Genomic DNA, 20,720 nt, shown 5'->3' on the forward strand with positions numbered 1-20,720 from the left:
CTATCATGCACGATATTATATTGAGGAGTGAACAATTTTGCAGCGTGAAATCGGAGTTAATGAGAAGCTCCCTGTAGGACCAGGTCTATTATTAAGTATCCAGCATTTGTTTGCCATGTTCGGCAGTACTGTACTGGTACCTAACATCTTTGGTGTCGACCCTGGAATGATCCTATTAATGAATGGTTTAGGGACCCTTCTCTACATCTTTATATGTAAAGGAAAAATACCAGCCTATCTCGGCTCCAGCTTTGCTTTTCTTGCACCCGTGGGAGTGGTATTGGAGCAACATGGAGATAATGGATATTCCATGGCCCTCAGCGCGTTTATTGTCACGGGTATTATCTTCTGTCTCGTTGCTCTGATCATTAAATATACGGGCACAAAATGGCTGGATGTGCTCTTTCCCCCGGCAGTGATGGGGGCGGTTGTGGCTCTAATCGGACTGGAGCTTGTTCCAGTAGCAGCCGAAATGGCTGGACTTATTGGCGCAGGAGAGGATTGGTCGCCTGATCCAACTACTATCACCTTGTCCATGGTGACTCTTGGTGTAACCGTGCTGGGCTCCATTCTATTTCGTGGATTTGCGAAGATCATTCATATTCTGATCGGTATTGTGGCGGGTTATCTGCTTGCGTTCTTTATGGGAGTAGTCGATACCGCCAGCTTCTCAAATGCAAGCCTGTTTAAAACGCCAGAAATAACGACTCCCACTTGGGATATGGGGGTAATCTTTACGATTGTACCGGTAGCCTTGGTCGTTATCGTTGAGCATATCGGTCACCTGCTCGTTACAGGCAGCATCGTAGGCAAAGACCTGTCCAAAGACCCTGGTCTACATCGTTCCCTGCTGGGTAACGGGATCTCAACAGTCATATCCGGATTCGTTGGATCTACGCCTAATACGACGTATGGCGAAAATATCGGTGTTATGGCCCTAACCCGCGTTTACTCGATATTTGTTATCGGCGGAGCAGCAATTATCGCCATTATACTTTCGTTCTCAGGAACATTTACCGCTGTTGTGGCTAATATTCCTACAGCTGTCATGGGAGGCGTATCTCTCCTCTTGTTTGGGATCATTGCCGCATCCGGCTTCCGAATCTTTGTCGAGCAAAAAGTGAATTTCTCCAAAACCAAAAACATGCTGCTGACTACGCTTGTATTCGTTACAGGGCTGAGCGGTACTACACTTTCGATCTGGAACGTACAACTCAAAGGGATGGCACTTGCCACGATTGTAGGTATGATTGCTGCGCTGCTGTTCTATCTCTTCGAAAAACTGGGCTGGATGAATGAACGTGAGGATGAATCCGCTCATTAAGGTATACACAATACACACATACGAACGAAAAAGGTGATCAGCCATGGCTGATCACCTTTTCTTTAATCATCTAACGCTTATTCGTCAAAATATTTCCCGGGAAACAGGAAATTAATATTTCATAAGTGAGTAAACATTCACATCTGTAAGTTTATCTCTACCCTTGAGTTCTTCAAGCTCAATCAGGAATGCAGCGCCAACTACGTTTCCACCCAACTGACGAACTAGATTTACGGAAGTCGCAATGGTACCGCCTGTTGCGAGCAAATCATCAGCAATCAGTACATTTTGACCTTTTTCAATGGCATCCGTATGCATCGCTAATTGATCCTTACCGTATTCGAGATCATATCCGATTTCAATCGTCTCCCCTGGTAATTTACCGCTCTTGCGAATAGGTGCAAAACCCACACCCAGCGCATAAGCCAGCGGCGCTCCAACAACGAAGCCGCGTGCTTCCGGGCCCGCGATCACGTCAATTTTCAAATCAGATACAAGCTGCTTAATTTCATCTACCGCTTTGCGGTACACTTCGCCGTCCTTCAGCAGTGTTGTAATGTCCTTGAAGCTGATTCCGGGCTGCGGAAAATCAGGAATAACCCGAATGTAATCTTTAAAATCCAAAATAATCTCCTCCTAAAATAAATGAATGCTTAGGATGCACCTTTCATGTGAGACATCATCCATTGCATCAGTTGGGGCGCTGCCAAATCGAACATCGCATGTTCCATATCAACGAGCTGTTCAATAGCCTGGTAGTTTCTTGAATCCATCAAATTTTGCTTGGAAGGATTCCTCACGAATGTTATTGTACCAGAATTTCGTTCAATGAATGACAGCTCCTCAAACACATCCATCACCTTGGAGATCATCCTTACAGAATATCCGCACTGACGACTGAGCGCCTCCATCATTCCTTTTTCCGGTACAGCTTCTTGTCCCCATTTGGATATAAGGACATATATACGTTTAAAATCATCACGCGTAAATCGCTGCAATCTCTCGCTTCGATGTACATGGGCGTGAAGAAGAATAACATTACCTGTTCTCTTGATCAAGCTTTGCATCGCTGTTAATTGCTCGGCAGTTTCGGGGGTATCCAGAACAAACAGATTATCCAGCTGCTCTCCCTCAAATCTTAACGCTAAGTCGTTTTTCGGAACGACTCCAACCTTCCTATCATATACCCAAATAGCCTTTTCATTCAATTGGTTTTCTAGACCAAATATATTTTTTTCATGAACAAGCACTCCGCTGATGCTGGACGGTGATTGAGCCCGGCTGCCCAGCTGCTGTATAAATCGCTCGATTTCGCGTCCTGGATCCCTGCTTCCCCGATAATCAAACACCTGGTGCTCAGGAAATCTGAAATCGTCCAGCATCAGCTGCAGCTTCCTGGATCCATTCCATTCATTGATTTGCAGCTCACCCATCACTTCCAGTGCAGAGCCTTCTGGAAGATAGTCTGCATATACCCCGCTCCCAAATGAAACAGCATCAATAAGCTGACCATCTTGTTCTAGCGTAAGCTTTAAATGAGACTGATCTTTCCCCATCTTGCGGGTGCCGACCAGATTCACATTTCGAATCACAAATTTGGGAGTGGGATTATCCATGCCAAATGGCTGAAGCATCTCCAGCTCCTCAATGACAGACAGAGGTACCTCTGCTAGGCTGCACTCTCCATCTGTATCTTTCACCGGGACAAAATGCTCAGGCTGCATCGTTCTCTCGGCGTACTCATTCAGCTGCTCCTCAAGAAGTAACAGCTGATCACGATGTAGTGTCATTCCTGCAGCCGCAGGATGACCTCCATAATGATCCATGACATCCTTGCATGCGGTTAGTGCCTCATAGATGTCGAGCCCAGGAACCGACCGGGCAGAGCCTTTACATTTACCGGTCTCTGGATCGATGCCCAGGATTAGCGTCGGACGATAATACCGTTCCAACACTTTTGAAGCTACAATCCCAACAACACCTGGATTCCAGCCCTCTCCTGCAATGACGATGACATGCGGAAGGTGACCTTTGGAGGCTTTTTTCTGCTCCAGCATCTCAACAGCTTGTTGGGTCATTTGCTGCACCACCTGCTGGCGCTCCCGATTCAGCAAATCCAGCTCCTCTGCAAGCCTTACAGCTTCATCCTGATCCTCGGTCGTTAAAAGCGCAACAGCCCTGCCTGCATGATCAAGCCTGCCGCTTGCGTTAATGCGGGGGCCTACTGAAAAACCGATATGAACCGAATTGACGGTTGCTGGTTCAACTCCGCTGATCTCAAGGAGAGCGCGAATACCAAGATACGCCGAATTTTTCATCGATTCAAGTCCTTGTTTCACAATGATTCGATTCTCATCTGTAAGCGGCATTAGATCCGCTATCGTGCCGATGCTTGCAATTTCCATCCATTCTTTGGGTACATCCCCCAGAATCGCTTGAGCAAGCTTAAGAGCAACCCCTACACCAGCTAAGCCTTTGAAAGGATATGGACAATCTTTTTGCTTGGGGTTAATCAATGTGTAGGCTTCTGGTAATACATCAGGAGGTTCGTGATGGTCAGTGACAATGACATCGATACCGAGCTCTTTTGCATAAGCGATTTGTTCTACCGCACTTATCCCTGTATCCACCGTAATGATTAATGTAACTCCCTGCTGATGAGCCCAATCCAGCGCATGGTTATGAAGGCCATAGCCTTCATTAGCACGATGGGGAATATATATATCGTAAGAGGCAGAGAGTCTGCGCATTAAATGAATCATCAGCGAGGTACTAGAGACTCCATCGGCGTCATAGTCGCCATATATTAAAATATGTTCACGTTGATCCAGCGCATCCTTAATGCGAGGCACGGCTTCCTTCATCCCTTTTAACAGGTAAGGATCATGCATGGACCCAGCACTAGCATTTAAAAAGGATGAAGCATCATCCATTCTTCCTAATCCTCGGTTCGCAAGCAGTCTAGCCATCAGGGGAGATATGTTTAGATCATCAGCTAATTTCTGTACTTCTTCCTCATCATGCTTCGGCATGTTCCATTGATATTTCGAATAAAGCACTGTAAATCACCTTTCTTTCTATACAGAATGAACTTGGTCACATGATCCATAGTTCAATCTATCCAGCACGCCATGAAACATATATCCATAGTGAGAGCTGCTTATATACGATGGCCGTTTTACTTATTGCAGCAAAGTAGTAGACTCACGTTCAGCCAGCTCATAGTTGCTCTTATATGGATACTCTGATAAATACGGCAGAACTTCTATGCTAACCTCTGTGACCTGTTCAAATCTTCCGGTAAGCAAAACCTTGACACGCTCTGACGTTTCCTGTGCCTCAGCAACGCTCATTCTTGGATTTACGGTCACTCTCACATCTACATAGATACCACTCGTTCGCTCATAGGCGTTAATCTGTTCAACCGTTACAATACCATGTACACGCTGAACTGTCTCCATGTAATCATAGGTATCTTGTCGAATTTCCTTATCTTTGTGGCCCAAGAAATAGCTTGCGAGCAGCTCATATCCCTTCCAGATTACGATTCCGGATGTTATAAGCGCAGCAACAGGTTCACTGTATAGAAGCAAAGAGTAATCCATTTCTTTACCAATCATGGCAAGCGTGATGCCTGCAAGGACGATTATAGAGCTATATAGAGCTAAACGGTGATTACGGCCCATCATATGTATGGCTTGTTTATCTTTGTAGCTGCGCCGCCATTCATATTGAAACCATATCTCTCTTGCAACAAAAGCAATAAACGCGATGATTAAGACCATCAGCTGCGGCGGTTCAAGATCTCCTGCCACCATAACATAGATCGAAGAGAAAGCAATTTGCATTGCACCTAATATTACGAGCAAAGGAATGATCAGTGCGAGAAATCCTCCAAATCGAACCGTGCGGCTTGTAGAGGATTCTGTGATGGGTTCCTTGTCAGCGTTACCGAACCGATGTGTAATAAGTGTAGAGACCTCTCCTGCGGAGTACATCGCGTCGCTCAAAAGTGCCTTGTTTCCCGAAATATAACCTACACTGCCTTTTAATATCGTAAGTCCCATATTTCCGAGCATACTAGTCCAGAAACGAGACCTGTTCATTTTTTCCATATAATCAGTGGTCATCCGTGTTCCCCCTCTACACGTTAGACGGTTAGATTCGAAAGCCGCGCCTTACTCAGACGCGGCTTTCATTGTTTTACCATTGAAGTCAGTTAGCTGACTTCGCAGGATTGTTTGTTTTTGGCTTTTGTTTATTTTTAAGAATGGCCCAGAGTGGGCTTGCAATAAATATAGACGAGTAGGCACCGAAGACAAGACCAATCACCATAGCCAGTGAGAACATGCGAATCGATTCGCCGCCCAGCAGGAATAGGAACAGTGATGCAATAAATACGGTAATTGTCGTATTCAATGAACGAGTCATTGTCTGTGCAATGCTTCGGTTTACAACCTCATTCACATCTTTACTTGTCTTGGTCTTAGCAAATCTCAAATTCTCTCGAATCCGGTCAAACACAACGATCGTATCATTAATGGAGAAACCGACAATGGTTAATACTGCCGTAATAAAGGTCAGATCTACTTCCCATCTGAATAAAGAGAAAATACTGATAACGACAAATGCATCATGCAGCAGTGCGACGATTGCAGCTACAGCAAATCTCCACTCAAACCGAATGGTAACATAGATCAAAATCCCTAAGCTTGCAATCAGTACGGCATAAATTGCATTGCGTCCCAGCTCTTTGGCCATTTCCGGATCAACGGTGTTGACTTCAAAGGACGCTTCCGGGTCAATTTGTTCATTAAAAGCGGACTTCAAATTAGCTTCCTGTTCTTCATTGAGCACCGAAGAAAAACGAATATTCACTTGGCTTGTACCTGCAGAAATGGCAGGCTCGTCATCTGCAAGCCCCAGCTCTTCAAGGACAGGTTCAATTTCTTCCGTTGTAATCGTTTTGGACGCAGTCACGTCCACATTCGAGCCAGATCGGAAATCTACGCCATAATTAAGTCCGAAGACAGCAAGGCTTAATATCCCAAGCAAAGTAATGACGATGGAAAACGTATAAAAATATTTACTTATTTTGATGTAATCAAATTCCCAATTAAAGCGCACGAATTTCACTCTCCTTCACGCCGAAGTAAGAAGGCTTCTTAATCAGTTTTGCTTTGACAAGCAAGTTCAGCAAGAAGCGGGAGAAGAAGATATTCGTAAGAATACTCGTTACAATATCTATGATCAGAACGATTGCGAAGCCTCTGACTGCTCCGGTACCAAGCCAGAACATAACACCAGCTGCAATAATCGTGGTCACATTCGAATCCATTACCGTACGGAATGAGATCCGTTCACCGGACTTAACAGCAGACATGACGCTCTTTCCGCTGCGAAGCTCTTCTTTAATCCGTTCATAAGTAATAATATTGGCGTCAACCGCCATCCCGATCCCCAGAATGAAGGCCGCAATCCCTGGCAAGGTGAGAACGAAATCTCCCCAATAAAAAATAAGCAGAACAAGCCATGTATGCACGATGAGACAAAAGCTTGCTACAATCCCAGGTATACGATATAAAGCGATCATAAATATTAAAATAAAGACGGATGCAACAATCCCGGCTTTAATTGTCTGTTCCAGGGACAGCTGTCCAAGTGAAGCACCTACGCTTTGAGAGTATTTCTCTGTCAGCTTCAGTGGGAGCGCTCCAAGATTGATGGTGTCTCGAAGCTGGTTCGCTTCTTCCCGTGTGTAGCTGCCTGTGATCTGTGCCTTGCCATCGGTCAATACTTGCTGAACAATGGGTGCAGATAACAGTTCATCATCCAGATAAATGGCAAGCTCTTGACCTTGCAGACGCTCCGTAATTTCTGCGAATTTCTCCTTATCCTTCACCTGAATGTCCACCATAGGCTCATTTAGGCTGCCAAATACAACAGAGGCGCCGTTCTCGACAAACTCATTACCTCTGAGTTCAATTTTGCTGTACTCGCCGGGCTCGTCCCCATCCTGCGCACTGCGGAACGTCAGAACAGCCGGCTCCTTCATCTTGCTGCGTACCTCGGTCTCATCCGTAACCCCAGCAAGCTTCAAGCGAATCCGGTTCGAACCCTCTGTTGTTACTTCAGGCTCACTTGTTCCTAACGCATTTGCACGTTGCTCGAGACTCTTCGCCGTCTGAGTAAGTGATTCTCTGGTGACTTCTTGTCCTGCTTCCAGCGGCTCAGCTTCATATAAAATCTCGAAGCCTCCCTTTAAATCGAGGCCGAGGCGTATATTGTTAAGCAGACCTGGGCTTGTAAAAGCCATAACGCCGGCGGTCACTAGCACGACCAGAATGAAACTGATAGCTCTCTTCATGCCGTCACTTTTATCCCCCTTCATTCTCAATATTCCTATTATAGCTATGCAGGAAATCTCAGTCAATTTTCCTATATGAAAAAGGCATCGGGCGAACCGTTATTTCAGAAACAAAAAAATCCCTCTTTCCATTAGAAAGAGGAACCTCGATAAGCGGACAGCGTCATGTAATTCATAAAGCTGGTTGCCTTCAGCGATAAAATATCGTTAACCAGCTGATGCAGCTGCGGAACGCCGTGTTTCTCATATTTATGACTAATACAATTCCACACATCCTTACTGGTTACATGCTCATATCCTACCAACCGAAGTTCCTCAGCCTTACTGCAGCATAACAGCTCGATGGCTTCTTCAAGCTCCTGTCCATCCATTTCTTCAATTGTGGAATCCATCTGCTTCAGTCCTCCTTTAGACCTTCCATAATCCTTTATTCGTCTTATACCCGCTATACTCCTGCCTGATTCAGGATTAGAAGGCTGTTATATTCAGGAAATATCATAATTGGCAAACTTCCTAGTCATGAGATGGGACAGGTTTGGCATATCCATTATTAAGAGCCAGTCCATCAGACACAGGAAATACGTATTAACCCAGGGGAAGAGGGAAATCCATTTATGAAAAAACAAACATTCATCCAAGGAACCATGATTCTACTTGCAGCCGGCATTATCAATCGTATCCTTGGATTTATTCCCCGTATCGTACTGCCCAGAGTCATTGGAGCTGAGGGGGTTGGTCTATACCAGCAAGGCTATCCATTCTTTATCGTCATTGTAACTTTGATTACTGGGGGCCTTCCCTTAGCGATTGCCAAGCTAGTTGCTGAAGCGGAATCGTTAGGCAATAACGGCACATCCGAAAAAATTCTTCGAGTCAGTCTTTTGTTCACATTGTCGCTGGGCGTATTATTCACTACCTTATGTATTATCTTTGCACCATGGGTAACGAGCACCATTCTAACGGATGAGCGAGTATATCATACCTTTGTGAGCATGACCCCCATGATTCTCATCATCGCAGTTTCGTCCGTGTACAGAGGATATTTCCAAGGTAAGCAGAACATGATTCCCTCTGCTGCTTCATCCATTGCCGAGACGCTCATGAGAATATTATGTGTGCTGTGGTTCTCCTATCTTCTGCTCCCTCGGGGTATCGAATATGCGGCAGCAGGAGCCATGCTGGGCGCGGTCGCAGGTGAACTGATCGGTATGATTGTGCTCCTCTGGCAGCATGAGAAGCACAGGAAAACAGGGAAATCCTTACCCTCTCTCCCTTCTTCGGCACCAACTAAACAGAGTCAGGGGCAACAAAAATCAATCTTCAAAAAACTGATGGCCATCTCCATTCCCGTTACAGCCGGGCGCCTAGTAGGTTCATTGTCTTACTTAATGGAGACCATCGTTACGGCTCAAAGTCTCGCTCTTGCAGGGCTGACCAAGGCATTGGCTACAGCACAATATGGAGCACTTCAAGGAATGGTCATCCCTCTGCTGCTGCTGCCAGGTGCGCTCACATCATCACTGGCGACATCCCTCGTGCCTTCCTTATCCGAGGCAGCCGCAAGAAAAGATTATAAAACCATTCATAAGAGACTACATCAATCTCTCAGACTTGCGCTCGTTACCGGGGGACCCTTTGCCGTCGTGATGTTTGTGCTCGCAGAACCTCTATGCCGGCTGCTATACGACGATGGCTCCATTGCCAACATGCTCAAGACCATGACTCCTTTTGCTCTGTTCATCTATGTACAGGCACCACTTCAGGCAGCATTACAAGCTTTAGATCGGCCAGGAAGAGCACTCATTAACACCACAATCGGTGCTGTTATCAAGATCACCCTTATCCTTACGCTGGCTTCAAGACCTGAATATGGCATATACGGAGCCGTCATCGCTATTTGTGTTAACTCTCTCATCGTCACTCTGCTGCACGGCCAAAGTTTGAGACAGCTGCTTGGTTTTCGTTTTCGCTGGCTTGATCTTATTAAAGTGGCCGCAGGTATGGTAATTATGGCCGGGCTAACACAGTATTTATTCCTTCATCTGCCCTGGACCCATTTATCCTTCTTACAATTTATAGTTTCCAGCTTCATGGGTCTTATCGTTTATTTAGCAGTGATGGCAGCCTGCCGATTAATTGATCTGCACGATTTATCCCGTGTTCCTTTTATCGGCTCATGGATATCACCACGTAAATAGTTTGCTGCAAATTTTCAATTATTTTTTAGAGCTGTCTTTTTTAGCATTCACGTAAATCTCGCCCTTATGATCAATCGAGCATAGAAAAACATCTTTGAAATCTTTTATACCGTGCTCTTGGATTTGATTCTTCAGCCAGAAGCGGTTTTTCTGAATCATATCCAGATTCGCATCCTGCACCTTCCCATCCATAATAAGTGGAAGCGGCAGTGCCTCGTATCGGATATTCGTCAGATTAATACTGTTCTGATCCAACTCTTCAGCAGCTTCGCTCATATGCGAAAACAGGCTTTTCTGCGACTGCTTGTGTCGCTCATCCGGCTTCTTCTCTTTTGGAATGACGGACAGCTTACCTGTTGTCTCTAGAATGGCAAACTGTAATTCATCGATATTATCAACATTCTGCTCACGCAATTGCAGCATGAGATCATCGAGATTATAACGCTGTCTCTTCATCTCATCACGCTGCAGTTTCCCATTTGACACGAGAATGACCGGTTTACCATCGACAGCAAGACGAAACCATCTGCTCTTGAGCCCGAGGAGCGCGAGACTAACCTGCAAAATAATGAGGGTTATTATCGGCACGATGCCTTCATATAGAGGTCTTTCCACATCCTCTATCGCGAAGACGGCAATCTCTGCAAGCATGATGGATATGACCAAATCAAAAACAGACAGCTTTCCTATCTCTCTCTTGCCCATCAAACGAATTGCAAAAGCAGCAATACAGTACATGAGCACAGTACGCAGTATATGTAGCACGACATGATCGATCATGATCCAGGCCTCCCTGTAGCTTTGGGTCAAATGTGGACATTGGTAATGGATAGGTTGACCGAAGTTCATGAGTGCCATTCCATTTAATTAATGGAAAATGAGTTCTTAAGCCGTATAGCTTGGCCATAGAATGTATTAATTACAGCCGATCAAGGAGGTTTCCTGTATGGATTTCGTACGCCGCGTATTTTCCATTCGCATTCACAGCCCGCTGCTCTCAGGATTGATTACTGCTTTTATCTGGATGTTTGTTGGTGCCCTGGTATTGTCTCTCTTTCTGTGGCTGACGGGTATGCGAGAGCAAGACTTATCCTTCTATACCTATTTAGTTCATTCCATTGCCCTTTTGTTTGGAGGGTTTGCTGCAGGAAAAAAATCTGGAGAACGCGGATGGTATCATGGTGGTATTACAGGAGCTGTCTACGGTCTTCTCGTCTTTGTTATCGGATTTCTCGCACTTAATTCTTCGATTCAACTATATGATTTGCTGCAATGGGCAATTGCATTTATCGTCTCTGCCTTGGGCGGCATATTCGGTGTCAATGTAAAAAGATGATCTCAAAAAAAGGACTCCTGAATGGAGTCCTTTCTCACTTCTTTAGCTTTAGAGGCAATGCTCAGTCCTGTTAAGGACATCATATCACTCTTTTCTAAGGCAGAAGCTTATGCTGTTTCTTCGCTTTCTCTAGGAACGACGGAGCTGATGCTGCTGCGGTTAAATGTCAATTTAGTGACATCGTTTACACGCAATACGATCGTATCGTCCGTTACTTCTGTAATTACACCGTGAAGTCCGCCGATGGTTACGACCTTATCTCCTTTTTTCAAGGAGTTCAGCAAATTTCTATGTTCTTTTTGTCTTTTTTGCTGCGGTCTGATCAGAAGAAAATAGAACACCGCAAACATAAGTACCATCATAATGATGAGCTGAAGACCGCCACCGCCTGCTGCTTGTAATGGAGCATTTATCATCTGTTTTCCCCCCTTTCACAAATTCACATACCTTATCATCAAGTACCGCTTATAAGCTACATTCCCCTGATTTAAAACCCTTTGTCATTATCATGAAGTCCATATTGCTCAAAGAACTCATCACGGAAATCTAGCAGACGGTCATCCATGATCGCCTGACGCACTTTCTTCATTAAATTCAATAAGAAATGCAGGTTATGATACGTTGTAAGACGCAAGCCAAACGTTTCGTCTGCCTTAATTAAGTGTCGTAGATATGCTCTGGAGTAATTCCGGCATGTATAGCAATCGCATTCAGGATCAAGCGGACTGAAATCACGGGCATACTTCGCATTACGAACCACTAGTCTGCCTTGACTGGTCATTGTTGTTCCATTACGTGCAATACGAGTAGGAAGTACACAATCAAACATATCCACGCCTCGGATGGCTCCCTCAATCAATGCATCCGGAGAACCTACCCCCATCAAATAACGCGGCTTGTCTGCCGGAAGCAATGGGACTGTATAATCCAAAACTTGGTACATCAAATGTTTGGGCTCGCCCACACTGAGTCCACCAATAGCATACCCCGGGAAATCCATGGAAGTCAAATCCTGAGCGCTTAGTTTACGCAAATCTTCGTGCATTCCACCCTGTATAATCGCGAATAATCCTTGGTCATGAGGTCTTGCATGACTCTCAAGACAGCGCTCCGCCCAGCGGCTCGTTCTTTCGAGTGATCTCTTGACATATTCATAGTCTGCAGGATAAGGAGGACATTCATCAAAAGCCATCATAATATCCGAGCCTAGAGAATTCTGAATTTCCATCGCAACCTCAGGAGAGAGGAATTTCTTATCTCCATTTAGATGCGAACGGAAGTGTACACCTTCCTCGGTGATTTTACGCATTTCACTCAAGGAAAACACTTGAAACCCACCGCTGTCCGTTAGGATAGGACGATCCCAGTTCATAAATTTATGCAGGCCCCCTGCTTCGCGCACGATATCGTGCCCTGGACGCAGGAATAGATGATAGGTATTGCTCAGTATAATCTGAGCCTCCATCTCTTTGAGCTCTTCTGGGCTCATTGTCTTAACTGTGGCTTGGGTTCCTACCGGCATAAAAATAGGAGTCTCAATCACACCATGCGGAGTATGAACTCGTCCCAGACGTGCGCCTGATTGTTTACAAGTTTTTATATGTTCATAAGTAATTGCTGCTGACATTTTATTATTCTCATCCTCTATCTTAGTAAATGAACATTGAATCTCCGAAGCTGAAGAAACGATATTCTTGATTTACTGCCTCTTTGTAGGCAGTCATGATGTTCTCAAGACCAGCAAGAGCACTCACCAGCATGACAAGTGTTGACTTAGGAAGGTGGAAGTTCGTAATTAAAGCATCTACAACCTTGAATTCATACCCAGGGTACATAAATATATCTGTCCAGCCACTGCTGGCTGTGAGCTCTTTACCTTCAAGCTGAGTTCCAACGGTTTCGAGAGTCCGGCAGCTTGTTGTTCCCACCGCGATAACGCGTCCCCCACGTTTTTTCGTCTCATTGATCAGATCTGCTGTTTCTTGATTCAAGGAGTAATATTCCGCATGCATGACATGCTCCTCTACGACATCGACCGACATGGGACGAAACGTTCCAAGCCCTACATGAAGGGTAATAAATCCAATGGAGATCCCTTTGTCTTGAATTCTTGCAAGAAGCTCTTTAGTAAAGTGAAGTCCTGCTGTAGGAGCCGCTGCAGAGCCTTCATGCTTAGCATATACCGTCTGGTAGCGCTCTTTATCCTCCAGCTTCTCCTTAATATACGGAGGAAGTGGCATCTGCCCTAAGCGATCCAGTATTTCCTGGAAAATACCATCATAGCTAAAGCGAATAACTCGTCCACCCATATCACTCTCTTCCTCAATGGTAGCGGACAACTCTTCACCAAAACGGATGACGGCTCCCTTCTTCAGCTTTTTCCCCGGCTTAACGAGCGTTTCCCAGCGATCTTCCCCAAGATTATGCAGCAGGAGAACCTCTGCCTTGGCACCCGTGTCTTCTTTAATACCAAACAATCTGGCGGGTATAACCCTCGTATCATTAAGTATTAAGGTATCGCCTGGGTTAAGAAAATCTATGATATCCGTAAAAGTGTGGTGCTCCATCTCACCCGTCTCTTTATTGAGCGTAAGCAGCCGTGATGCACTGCGCTCTTTAAGCGGCGTTTGAGCAATCAGAGACTCGGGTAGTTCAAAATCATACATATCTACATTCATAAGTTCGTCATTCCTTAACAATAGTTACATTCTGATAATAGTGTTTCAAAATAGACTGGTAATCATACCCTTCATCTGCCATTCCCTTGGCACCCCATTGAGACAAGCCCAATCCATGACCGTAGCCCTGCCCGTTAAATAGGAAGGATTGAGTCTTGCTTACAGCTCGCGCATCTCCCTCGCCATTCATAACGACCATTGAATTGCCTGAGTAGGATGAGGTTCCTGAAGCCGAAATGACATGAGCACCGCCGGAACCTTTTTTCTCCGCGGTTTGTCCATTTGCACCTAGTACAGTATAACTTCCGGTATCCGTAATATCAAACAATGTGCTTGGCAAGCTGCCAAATGCAGACCGATAAGCATCACCATATTTCACACCAAGCACCTGACCGTTCGCCTGTACTTCTAAAGCCCGGCCTGATGGCCCTCGTTCCGTAACTTCAAGGCTCGTGATAGAAGACGGTACAGCTGTGTTCACCTTCCCTTGCAGCATCGCAACGACCTCTGCGGAAGTGAAAGGACCTCTCATCCAGCTGAAGCTTCCCGATTCATTAACCTTACCCAGAACGACGACTTCGGTTCCCGGATTCAATTGAGCTATTGGGTTGACAGTCGATTGAATTAATGGAATTTTTCGCACATTCGTATTCTGAGCCGTTACTGTCAGCTTTGGAAGCCCTGCTGCCGTCGTGCCTTCCAGCAATTTGGTATTGTCTTCCCTTACGTAGCCTGTCTTGCCATCCGTAAGCAGCACATGATACCACTCGTATGTACCTTGCTGTGCTGCTTGGTCTCCAGGACTTGCCACACTAGCGAATAGGTTGCCGCCGCCGTTCCATACCTCCGAAGGATCAGCCGTTGTTCCGCCTGCATTAGAGGAGAAGATGGCTTCAATAATCTTGCCGCCGCTCTTCAGGACTTCACCTGCTGTCGCATTAACGGCCTGTGTAACACGCTCATGCTCTGCTCCGATCCCGTTATAGGCCTGACTAAGTGTCGTATCTACAACATTGGCTATTGTAAATCGATTGCCCTGATATAGAGCATAGCTCCGTGCAGCAACAGCCTGGGCTTTCAATGTCTCTTCCGGCCAGGAGGTATACACCTCTGTTCCCACGACAGAGTAGAGATATTGCTCAAGCGGCAGCTCATTAACCAATGCCAATTGACCGTTATAAGTGCTAATCTCAAAATCACCACGATAGGTTCTCGCTGATCGTTCCGTAACGCGAATACCTGCATCTCCTCCGTCCAGCACGAGCTTAGCATCATTTCCACTGACGATATAATGATCCCGCGCCGCTGGTGAAGCAAGGTTCAGCGTAGTATCCTCACGAATTATAATTGCCTTGGTATTTGGAGAGACCGGAGTCACGGTAAGCTGGGGCAGCTGCTGTTTTACTGCTTTTTCCACTGAAGTGAGCAGTGCATCTGTCGTCTCTTCACCGATCCAAACTGCATATTCAGGAGCTCCTGTACCCGTAGCTTGCAGCACAGTATACGCATCCAATCCTTCAGCCGTAATTGTGCTGCGTACCTTGTCAGCTGCCGCCTTGGAAGCATAGACACCGACAGAGCTATGTTTACTTCCCTTCACCGCAGGCTTTTGTCCATTTAACAGAGTGCTGTTATTCTGGGCTATACGTGAAGAAGCCGCTTCAGCCAGACTCAGCGTATTATAATTTCCTGCATATACCTGATACACGGTCTTACCGCTCTTAGAAGCAGAATACATTATCGGTTTGTCAGCTGTGCTCTGCAGAGCCTTAGTGATCGCTGCCGCTTTGGCAAACTCATTGGTTTCGAATACTTTCACACGATATCCGTCAACGCTGAATCGAACCTCGTCAGCATTTGAAAGTGTGATCCATGCTTCATATCCGTTACTGCCTATTATTCCAGCAGACCCATTACCTGCTGTTTGCATGGTAACTGCCGGCGTGGTTGACTTATACGTGCTGCCTAGATCAGCAAACATGGCAACACGAATCGTATCAACTTCCGATGCATCAGCATATGACGGCATGTAAAGACTTCCTGCTACCACTGCCGCTGCTACAGCGAGCTTCGCCCCCTGTAACCAATGCAGACGACGCTCGCTCGACTTTGTTCTTCGGTACATTTAGTTATTCTCCTCCCCCATGTTGGTGCAAAAGACTCCCTCTCCATTGCATAATGTTCATATCGTTTCTCTGGCTGTACAATTATACCTGTAGATTTGTTCTACTTATCCAACACTTTGAGCATCATTTGATATAAGATATGCAGCAGAAATACATGGCCAGTTCTCCAGCAGCGGGGCATTATTGCCTATGAACATGTCTTACTCTAGGTCAAACTCTTACTTATCTGTTGGCATGGGAATACCAAGATGTTCGTATGCCGCAGGTGTTACCACTCTGCCTCTAGGTGTCCTTTGAAGAAATCCAATCTGAAGCAGATAAGGCTCGTAGACATCTTCAATGGTCTGACTTTCTTCACCTATTGTTGCTGCAATCGTATCCAGTCCGACAGGCCCGCCCCGGAAGCTCACAACCATCGACTTCAGCATCTTATAATCTATATCGTCAAGTCCACGCGGATCAATTTGCAATCTTTTTAAAGCTTCCTCTGCCAAAGCAGAAGTAATGATTCCATCTCCCCGCACCATAGCAAAATCACGCACACGCTTCAGCAATCTGTTCGCAATTCGAGGCGTTCCTCTTGAACGAAGTGCAATCTCTTCGGCAGCATCGCCAACAATCTCAATACCGAGCAAATCCGCTGTACGAGATACAATGTAAGTCAGCTCGTCCACGGTATAGAACTCAAGACGACTGATTACTCCGAAACGATCTCGTAACGGTGCTGATAGCAGTCCTGCTCGTGTAGTAGCACCTACCAATGTAAACGGAGGAAGATCCAGTCGCACAGAACGCGCACTCGGTCCTTTTCCGATCATAATATCAAGAGCAAAATCCTCCATAGCCGGATACAGCACTTCTTCTACGGAACGATGCAATCGGTGAATTTCATCGATAAAGAGAACGTCCCCTTCCTGCAGATTGGTTAAGAGCGCAGCCAGATCACCCGGCCGTTCAATGGCAGGTCCTGAGGTTGTCCGAAGGTTAACACCCAGCTCATTCGCGATAATGTTGGATAATGTCGTTTTGCCAAGACCCGGAGGTCCGTACAATAGCACATGATCCAGCGCCTCGTTACGCATCTTGGCAGCTTCAATGTATACCTTCAGGTTCTCTTTGACCTGATCTTGCCCTATATACTCATTTAAATAGCGGGGACGCAGACTTAGCTCCACCGCGTGATCTTCCATCATCAGATTGGCGGATATAATCCGTTCATCCATATTTATCCCTCTATTCTGCTTCAAGCATTAACAAGCGGAGATATCCCGCTTTTTTTATCCAGTAAACAACATTTTGAGTGCCTTTTTCATCAAAAGATCTGCTGTATCCTCAGCAGTTGTCTCATTCTTCATCTTGAGCCATACCTTATCCAGCTCGCTGTCTGTATATCCAAGTGCCTTCAAGCCTTCACGTGCCTCTGACCAGTAGGAGCCATCGCCTTCTTCCGCCACATTCGGTGCGAATAGACCGGTAGCATACATGGCACCTCCAAATCCGTCAAGCTTGTCCTTCAGGTCAAGTATCATCCGCTGAGCCGTCTTTTTACCGATACCCGGCAGCTTCGTAAGAAACGTAATATTCTCCTGATGAATGGCCGCGATCAGCTGATCTGGTGTACCTCCAGTTAGGATGCCCAGTGCTACCCGCGGACCAATCCCGGAGACTTCAATTAATTTACGAAAAAGCTGCTGCTCCTCACGCGTAGAAAAACCGTATAACAGCATTGCGTCCTCTCTCACATGATGATGAGTATACACCGTTACAGCAGTTCCTTCCTGCTTAGCAAAAACAAAAGGGTTCGGGCAAAAAATCTGATAGCCGATTCCTTGAACATCGATGACCACATAATCATTTTCAATCATGACAACAGGCCCTTTAATATAATCTATCATTTTCTCGTAACCTCATTTAACTTCGAATTTAGTGTATAGGAATGGGCATGACATATAGCCACAGCCAAGGCATCTGCAACGTCGTCTGGTTTAGGGACGGTCTGCAGCTTGAGATACATTCGAACCATCTCCTGAACCTGCTTCTTCTCTGCCTTACCGTAGCCAACGATAGCCTGCTTAACCTGCATCGGTGTGTACTCAGCTATAGGCAGTCCCCTCTGCGTAGCCGCAAGCACCAGCACTCCCCTCGCCTGACTTACTGACATCGCTGTAGTTACATTTCGATTAAAAAACAATTTCTCCAGTGCAACTGCATCCGGCTTATATTTATCTATCAATTGGCACATTGCTTCATATACATGTAGTAGTCGTTCCTCATCAGGCGTGTGTGCCTCTGTCTGTATCGATCCGTATTGTACAGGTGTTAATTTGTTCCCTGTTTTATCCACGAAGCCAAACCCTACAATAGCTATCCCAGGGTCAATTCCTAAAAAGCGCAAAACCATCTCTCCTTAACATCTGCGAACATATGTATCGTTTAATCATTATATCAAATGTTCAAGGCATAGAACGAAAAAGTTTGCACTTCTACGAAAACTCCTACAATTTCGTGAAATTTCGAACATAACAAACACAAAAAAGGCAGTTTTCACTGCCCTTTCTTTCAATTAACTGCATATTAAATTATTCAGAAATATATTCATCTTACAATATTCCCGACGGGTGCAACTGCATAATCGCTAAAAGTCGATAAAACACTGTTGTATTCATCAACATCCTGAATGCGAATTCCTTTGTGGAGCTGCTCTAGGACTCCCTCTGGGAGAGAGGATTCCATCGTCCCTACATCCAGCTGAAAAAAAGTACGAATGACCTTCTCTTCATCAGGTTCACCTTGGTACAGTATCAAATTCCCATTAGGATCTACTCCCATAAATGCATTTTCTCTGCATTCTGGAGATAGATCATGAATCTGTTCATTCAGTATAAGTCGGTCCTGTTCCAAGCGACCGCTCCAATCGGGATGCTGCTTAATCATGGAGACCATTTCAGCGGTATCAAATATCCCCAGAGATATGGTCTCCACGCCACAAATATAACTCTTCTCCAAGGCGACTTCTCTTACCTGCTCTGTACCTTCAAGCTTGTTGATAAGCACTTCCTGTGAGGGGTCAGACTCTTTCATAAACGCCATATGATTCCCAATGACCTCCACACTGTCCGGCATAGTCAATAAAGACTGCAATGTTTGTGATAACGGAAGCCCGCCTATAGCCATTGCCGCGAGAACCAAACATAGGGTAAGCGTCCAGAAAGTACGTTTAAGTCGTTTAAATCGTTTATCTTTATTTTTTCGTCGAAAAAAAATCAATGGAATCCCCTTCTATCACACTTTTTTGTTAAGTGTGACCGGAATTCAATAAATATATACAAAAAAGGTTACCGCCTTAGCGATAACCTTTCCCTGAATCGGGATGACACGATTTGAACATGCGACCCCCTGGTCCCAAACCAGGTGCTCTACCAAGCTGAGCTACATCCCGATAAATAATGCCGGTGAAGGGACTCGAACCCCCACGGTTTCCCTCACGATTTTGAGTCGCGCGCGTCTGCCAATTCCGCCACACCGGCCTATTTTGTAAAATAAAGAAAAAGCGGAAGACGGGAATCGAACCCGCGACCCTCGCCTTGGCAAGGCGATGCTCTACCGCTGAGCCACTTCCGCTTAATAGGATGCGCGTGGAGGGACTTGAACCCCCACGTCAAAGACGCTAGATCCTAAGTCTAGTGCGTCTGCCAATTCCGCCACACGCGCATATATATGGAGAGTCATATCGACTCGAACCAACTACTTATCAAAGATTTAAAATGGCGGAACTGACGGGATTCGAACCCGCGATCTCCTGCGTGACAGGCAGGCATGTTAGGCCTCTACACCACAGTTCCACGTAAATCAATTGCGGGGGCAGGATTTGAACCTGCGACCTTCGGGTTATGAGCCCGACGAGCTACCGAGCTGCTCCACCCCGCGATATTAAGAATGGAGACTGAGGGGATCGAACCCCCGACCCTCTGCTTGTAAGGCAGATGCTCTCCCAGCTGAGCTAAGTCTCCATTATGTAAAGTTTAAAAGAAAGTGACCCGTAGGGGATTCGAACCCCTGTTACCTCCGTGAAAGGGAGGTGTCTTAACCCCTTGACCAACGGGCCGCTGGCTCCCCGAACAGGACTCGAACCTGTGACAACTCGATTAACAGTCGAGTGCTCTACCAACTGAGCTATCAGGGAATATGTAATAAAATAATAGTTCAGCTTGGCGGCGTCCTACTCTCCCAGGACCCTGCGGTCCAAGTACCATCGGCGCTGGAGGGCTTAACGGTCGTGTTCGGGATGGGTACGTGTGGAACCCCTCCGCTATCGCCACCAAACATGATTTTTGCGCTGTGATATCTTCGGCGAATCATCACCAGCAAAATATCAATCCTTAAAAAGGACATGCAGCTTCAAATCTTTACAAGGAATTTACTCCCTGAAAACTAGATACGAAACAATGTGCGATGTTAGAATCTTTGTTTACCCGGTTTTGTTCCGGGCCCCGAGAAAGTATTCGGATTCATCTTCGAAGCATTCGCTTCACTTTCTTGGGTATCTTTTGGATAAGCCCTCGACCGATTAGTACTGGTCAGCTCCATGCATTGCTGCACTTCCACCCCCAGCCTATCTACCTCGTCGTCTTCAAGGGGTCTTACTAGTTGGGAAATCTCATCTTGAGGGGGGCTTCACGCTTAGATGCTTT

At 45.8% G+C, this 20,720-nt stretch carries 18 protein-coding genes, 9 tRNA genes and 2 rRNA genes (1 of these 29 running past the window's edge); 3 read left to right on the forward strand and 26 right to left on the reverse strand.

Annotation, left to right across the window (positions count from 1 at the left end; all coding sequences use genetic code 11):
• Positions 1-37: 37 nt before the first annotated feature.
• Positions 38-1,324, forward strand: coding sequence for a uracil permease (gene uraA / locus PUW25_RS19910; RefSeq protein WP_274337443.1), 1,287 nt, complete (start codon positions 38-40; stop codon positions 1,322-1,324).
• Positions 1,325-1,435: 111 nt separating this feature from the next.
• On the opposite strand, the gene PUW25_RS19915 is transcribed toward uraA, so the two are convergent.
• The 6 genes from PUW25_RS19915 to PUW25_RS19940 all read right to left on the reverse strand — a co-directional run bounded on the left by PUW25_RS19915 (position 1,436) and on the right by PUW25_RS19940 (position 8,083).
• Positions 1,436-1,948, reverse strand: coding sequence for an adenine phosphoribosyltransferase (locus PUW25_RS19915; RefSeq protein ID WP_047913322.1), 513 nt, complete (start codon positions 1,946-1,948; stop codon positions 1,436-1,438).
• A 29-nt stretch (positions 1,949-1,977) separates the two neighbouring features.
• Positions 1,978-4,383 (reverse strand): single-stranded-DNA-specific exonuclease RecJ, encoded by a 2,406-nt coding sequence (gene recJ / locus PUW25_RS19920; RefSeq protein WP_274337444.1) that lies wholly within the window; start codon positions 4,381-4,383, stop codon positions 1,978-1,980.
• A 123-nt stretch (positions 4,384-4,506) separates the two neighbouring features.
• Positions 4,507-5,454, reverse strand: a complete 948-nt coding sequence (locus PUW25_RS19925) for a cation diffusion facilitator family transporter (protein WP_274337445.1) — start codon at positions 5,452-5,454, stop codon at positions 4,507-4,509.
• Between the two features lie 85 nt (positions 5,455-5,539).
• On the reverse strand, positions 5,540-6,451 hold the full coding sequence (gene secF, locus PUW25_RS19930) for a protein translocase subunit SecF (RefSeq protein WP_076313488.1): 912 nt from the start codon (positions 6,449-6,451) through the stop codon (positions 5,540-5,542).
• The gene (gene secD / locus PUW25_RS19935) at positions 6,441-7,691 is read right to left on the reverse strand and encodes a protein translocase subunit SecD (protein WP_076313568.1); all 1,251 of its coding nucleotides are present in this window, start codon (positions 7,689-7,691) and stop codon (positions 6,441-6,443) included. The genes secF and secD overlap by 11 nt, the downstream gene beginning before the upstream one ends.
• A gap of 131 nt (positions 7,692-7,822) precedes the next feature.
• The gene (locus PUW25_RS19940; RefSeq protein ID WP_047913325.1) at positions 7,823-8,083 is read right to left on the reverse strand and encodes a post-transcriptional regulator; all 261 of its coding nucleotides are present in this window, start codon (positions 8,081-8,083) and stop codon (positions 7,823-7,825) included.
• A gap of 222 nt (positions 8,084-8,305) precedes the next feature.
• Here PUW25_RS19940 and spoVB point away from each other — a divergent pair, with 222 nt between their 5' ends.
• Positions 8,306-9,889, forward strand: a complete 1,584-nt coding sequence (gene spoVB, locus PUW25_RS19945) for a stage V sporulation protein B (protein ID WP_047913326.1) — start codon at positions 8,306-8,308, stop codon at positions 9,887-9,889.
• Positions 9,890-9,907: 18 nt separating this feature from the next.
• Here spoVB and PUW25_RS19950 read toward each other — a convergent pair whose 3' ends face one another.
• Positions 9,908-10,669, reverse strand: coding sequence for a YetF domain-containing protein (locus PUW25_RS19950; protein WP_047913327.1), 762 nt, complete (start codon positions 10,667-10,669; stop codon positions 9,908-9,910).
• Positions 10,670-10,835: 166 nt separating this feature from the next.
• Between PUW25_RS19950 and PUW25_RS19955 the strand changes: the two genes are divergently transcribed.
• The gene (locus tag PUW25_RS19955; RefSeq protein ID WP_047913328.1) at positions 10,836-11,225 is read left to right on the forward strand and encodes a TIGR04086 family membrane protein; all 390 of its coding nucleotides are present in this window, start codon (positions 10,836-10,838) and stop codon (positions 11,223-11,225) included.
• 107 nt (positions 11,226-11,332) lie between these two features.
• Here PUW25_RS19955 and yajC read toward each other — a convergent pair whose 3' ends face one another.
• The 19 genes from yajC to PUW25_RS20050 all read right to left on the reverse strand — a co-directional run.
• Positions 11,333-11,641: a preprotein translocase subunit YajC gene (gene yajC / locus PUW25_RS19960; protein ID WP_047913329.1), complete on the reverse strand. Its 309-nt coding sequence runs from the start codon at positions 11,639-11,641 to the stop codon at positions 11,333-11,335.
• Between the two features lie 71 nt (positions 11,642-11,712).
• On the reverse strand, positions 11,713-12,852 hold the full coding sequence (gene tgt, locus PUW25_RS19965; RefSeq protein WP_047913330.1) for a tRNA guanosine(34) transglycosylase Tgt: 1,140 nt from the start codon (positions 12,850-12,852) through the stop codon (positions 11,713-11,715).
• Between the two features lie 22 nt (positions 12,853-12,874).
• Entirely contained in the window at positions 12,875-13,903 is a 1,029-nt protein-coding gene (queA, locus tag PUW25_RS19970; protein ID WP_047913331.1) for a tRNA preQ1(34) S-adenosylmethionine ribosyltransferase-isomerase QueA, read from the reverse strand.
• A 7-nt stretch (positions 13,904-13,910) separates the two neighbouring features.
• Positions 13,911-16,028, reverse strand: a complete 2,118-nt coding sequence (locus PUW25_RS19975; protein ID WP_052512234.1) for a SpoIID/LytB domain-containing protein — start codon at positions 16,026-16,028, stop codon at positions 13,911-13,913.
• A gap of 219 nt (positions 16,029-16,247) precedes the next feature.
• Complete coding sequence (gene ruvB / locus PUW25_RS19980) at positions 16,248-17,252, reverse strand: Holliday junction branch migration DNA helicase RuvB (RefSeq protein ID WP_047913332.1); 1,005 nt, start codon at positions 17,250-17,252, stop codon at positions 16,248-16,250.
• Positions 17,253-17,306: 54 nt separating this feature from the next.
• On the reverse strand, positions 17,307-17,924 hold the full coding sequence (gene ruvA / locus PUW25_RS19985; protein WP_047913333.1) for a Holliday junction branch migration protein RuvA: 618 nt from the start codon (positions 17,922-17,924) through the stop codon (positions 17,307-17,309).
• A complete protein-coding gene (gene ruvC / locus PUW25_RS19990) occupies positions 17,921-18,424 on the reverse strand; it encodes a crossover junction endodeoxyribonuclease RuvC (protein WP_047913334.1) in 504 nt (167 codons plus the stop codon). Before ruvC ends, ruvA begins: the two co-directional genes overlap by 4 nt.
• A 200-nt stretch (positions 18,425-18,624) precedes the next feature.
• The gene (locus tag PUW25_RS19995; RefSeq protein ID WP_047913335.1) at positions 18,625-19,296 is read right to left on the reverse strand and encodes a BofC C-terminal domain-containing protein; all 672 of its coding nucleotides are present in this window, start codon (positions 19,294-19,296) and stop codon (positions 18,625-18,627) included.
• Between the two features lie 98 nt (positions 19,297-19,394).
• Positions 19,395-19,468: transfer RNA gene (locus PUW25_RS20000), tRNA-Pro, on the reverse strand.
• An 8-nt stretch (positions 19,469-19,476) separates the two neighbouring features.
• A tRNA-Leu gene (locus tag PUW25_RS20005) sits at positions 19,477-19,556 on the reverse strand.
• 22 nt (positions 19,557-19,578) lie between these two features.
• Positions 19,579-19,650: transfer RNA gene (locus PUW25_RS20010), tRNA-Gly, on the reverse strand.
• 9 nt (positions 19,651-19,659) lie between these two features.
• Positions 19,660-19,740: transfer RNA gene (locus PUW25_RS20015), tRNA-Leu, on the reverse strand.
• Between the two features lie 54 nt (positions 19,741-19,794).
• A tRNA-Asp gene (locus PUW25_RS20020) sits at positions 19,795-19,871 on the reverse strand.
• 11 nt (positions 19,872-19,882) lie between these two features.
• Positions 19,883-19,956 (reverse strand) — tRNA-Met (locus tag PUW25_RS20025).
• 10 nt (positions 19,957-19,966) lie between these two features.
• A tRNA-Val gene (locus PUW25_RS20030) sits at positions 19,967-20,039 on the reverse strand.
• 23 nt (positions 20,040-20,062) lie between these two features.
• Positions 20,063-20,134, reverse strand: a tRNA-Glu gene (locus PUW25_RS20035).
• Positions 20,135-20,136: 2 nt separating this feature from the next.
• Positions 20,137-20,212 (reverse strand) — tRNA-Asn (locus PUW25_RS20040).
• Between the two features lie 23 nt (positions 20,213-20,235).
• A 5S ribosomal RNA gene (gene rrf / locus PUW25_RS20045) occupies positions 20,236-20,352 on the reverse strand.
• 224 nt (positions 20,353-20,576) lie between these two features.
• A 23S ribosomal RNA gene (locus PUW25_RS20050) occupies positions 20,577-20,720 on the reverse strand; it runs 2,788 nt beyond the window's last position.

Source organism: Paenibacillus urinalis, from assembly GCF_028747985.1.
Taxonomy (GTDB): Bacteria; Bacillota; Bacilli; order Paenibacillales; family Paenibacillaceae; genus Paenibacillus; species Paenibacillus urinalis.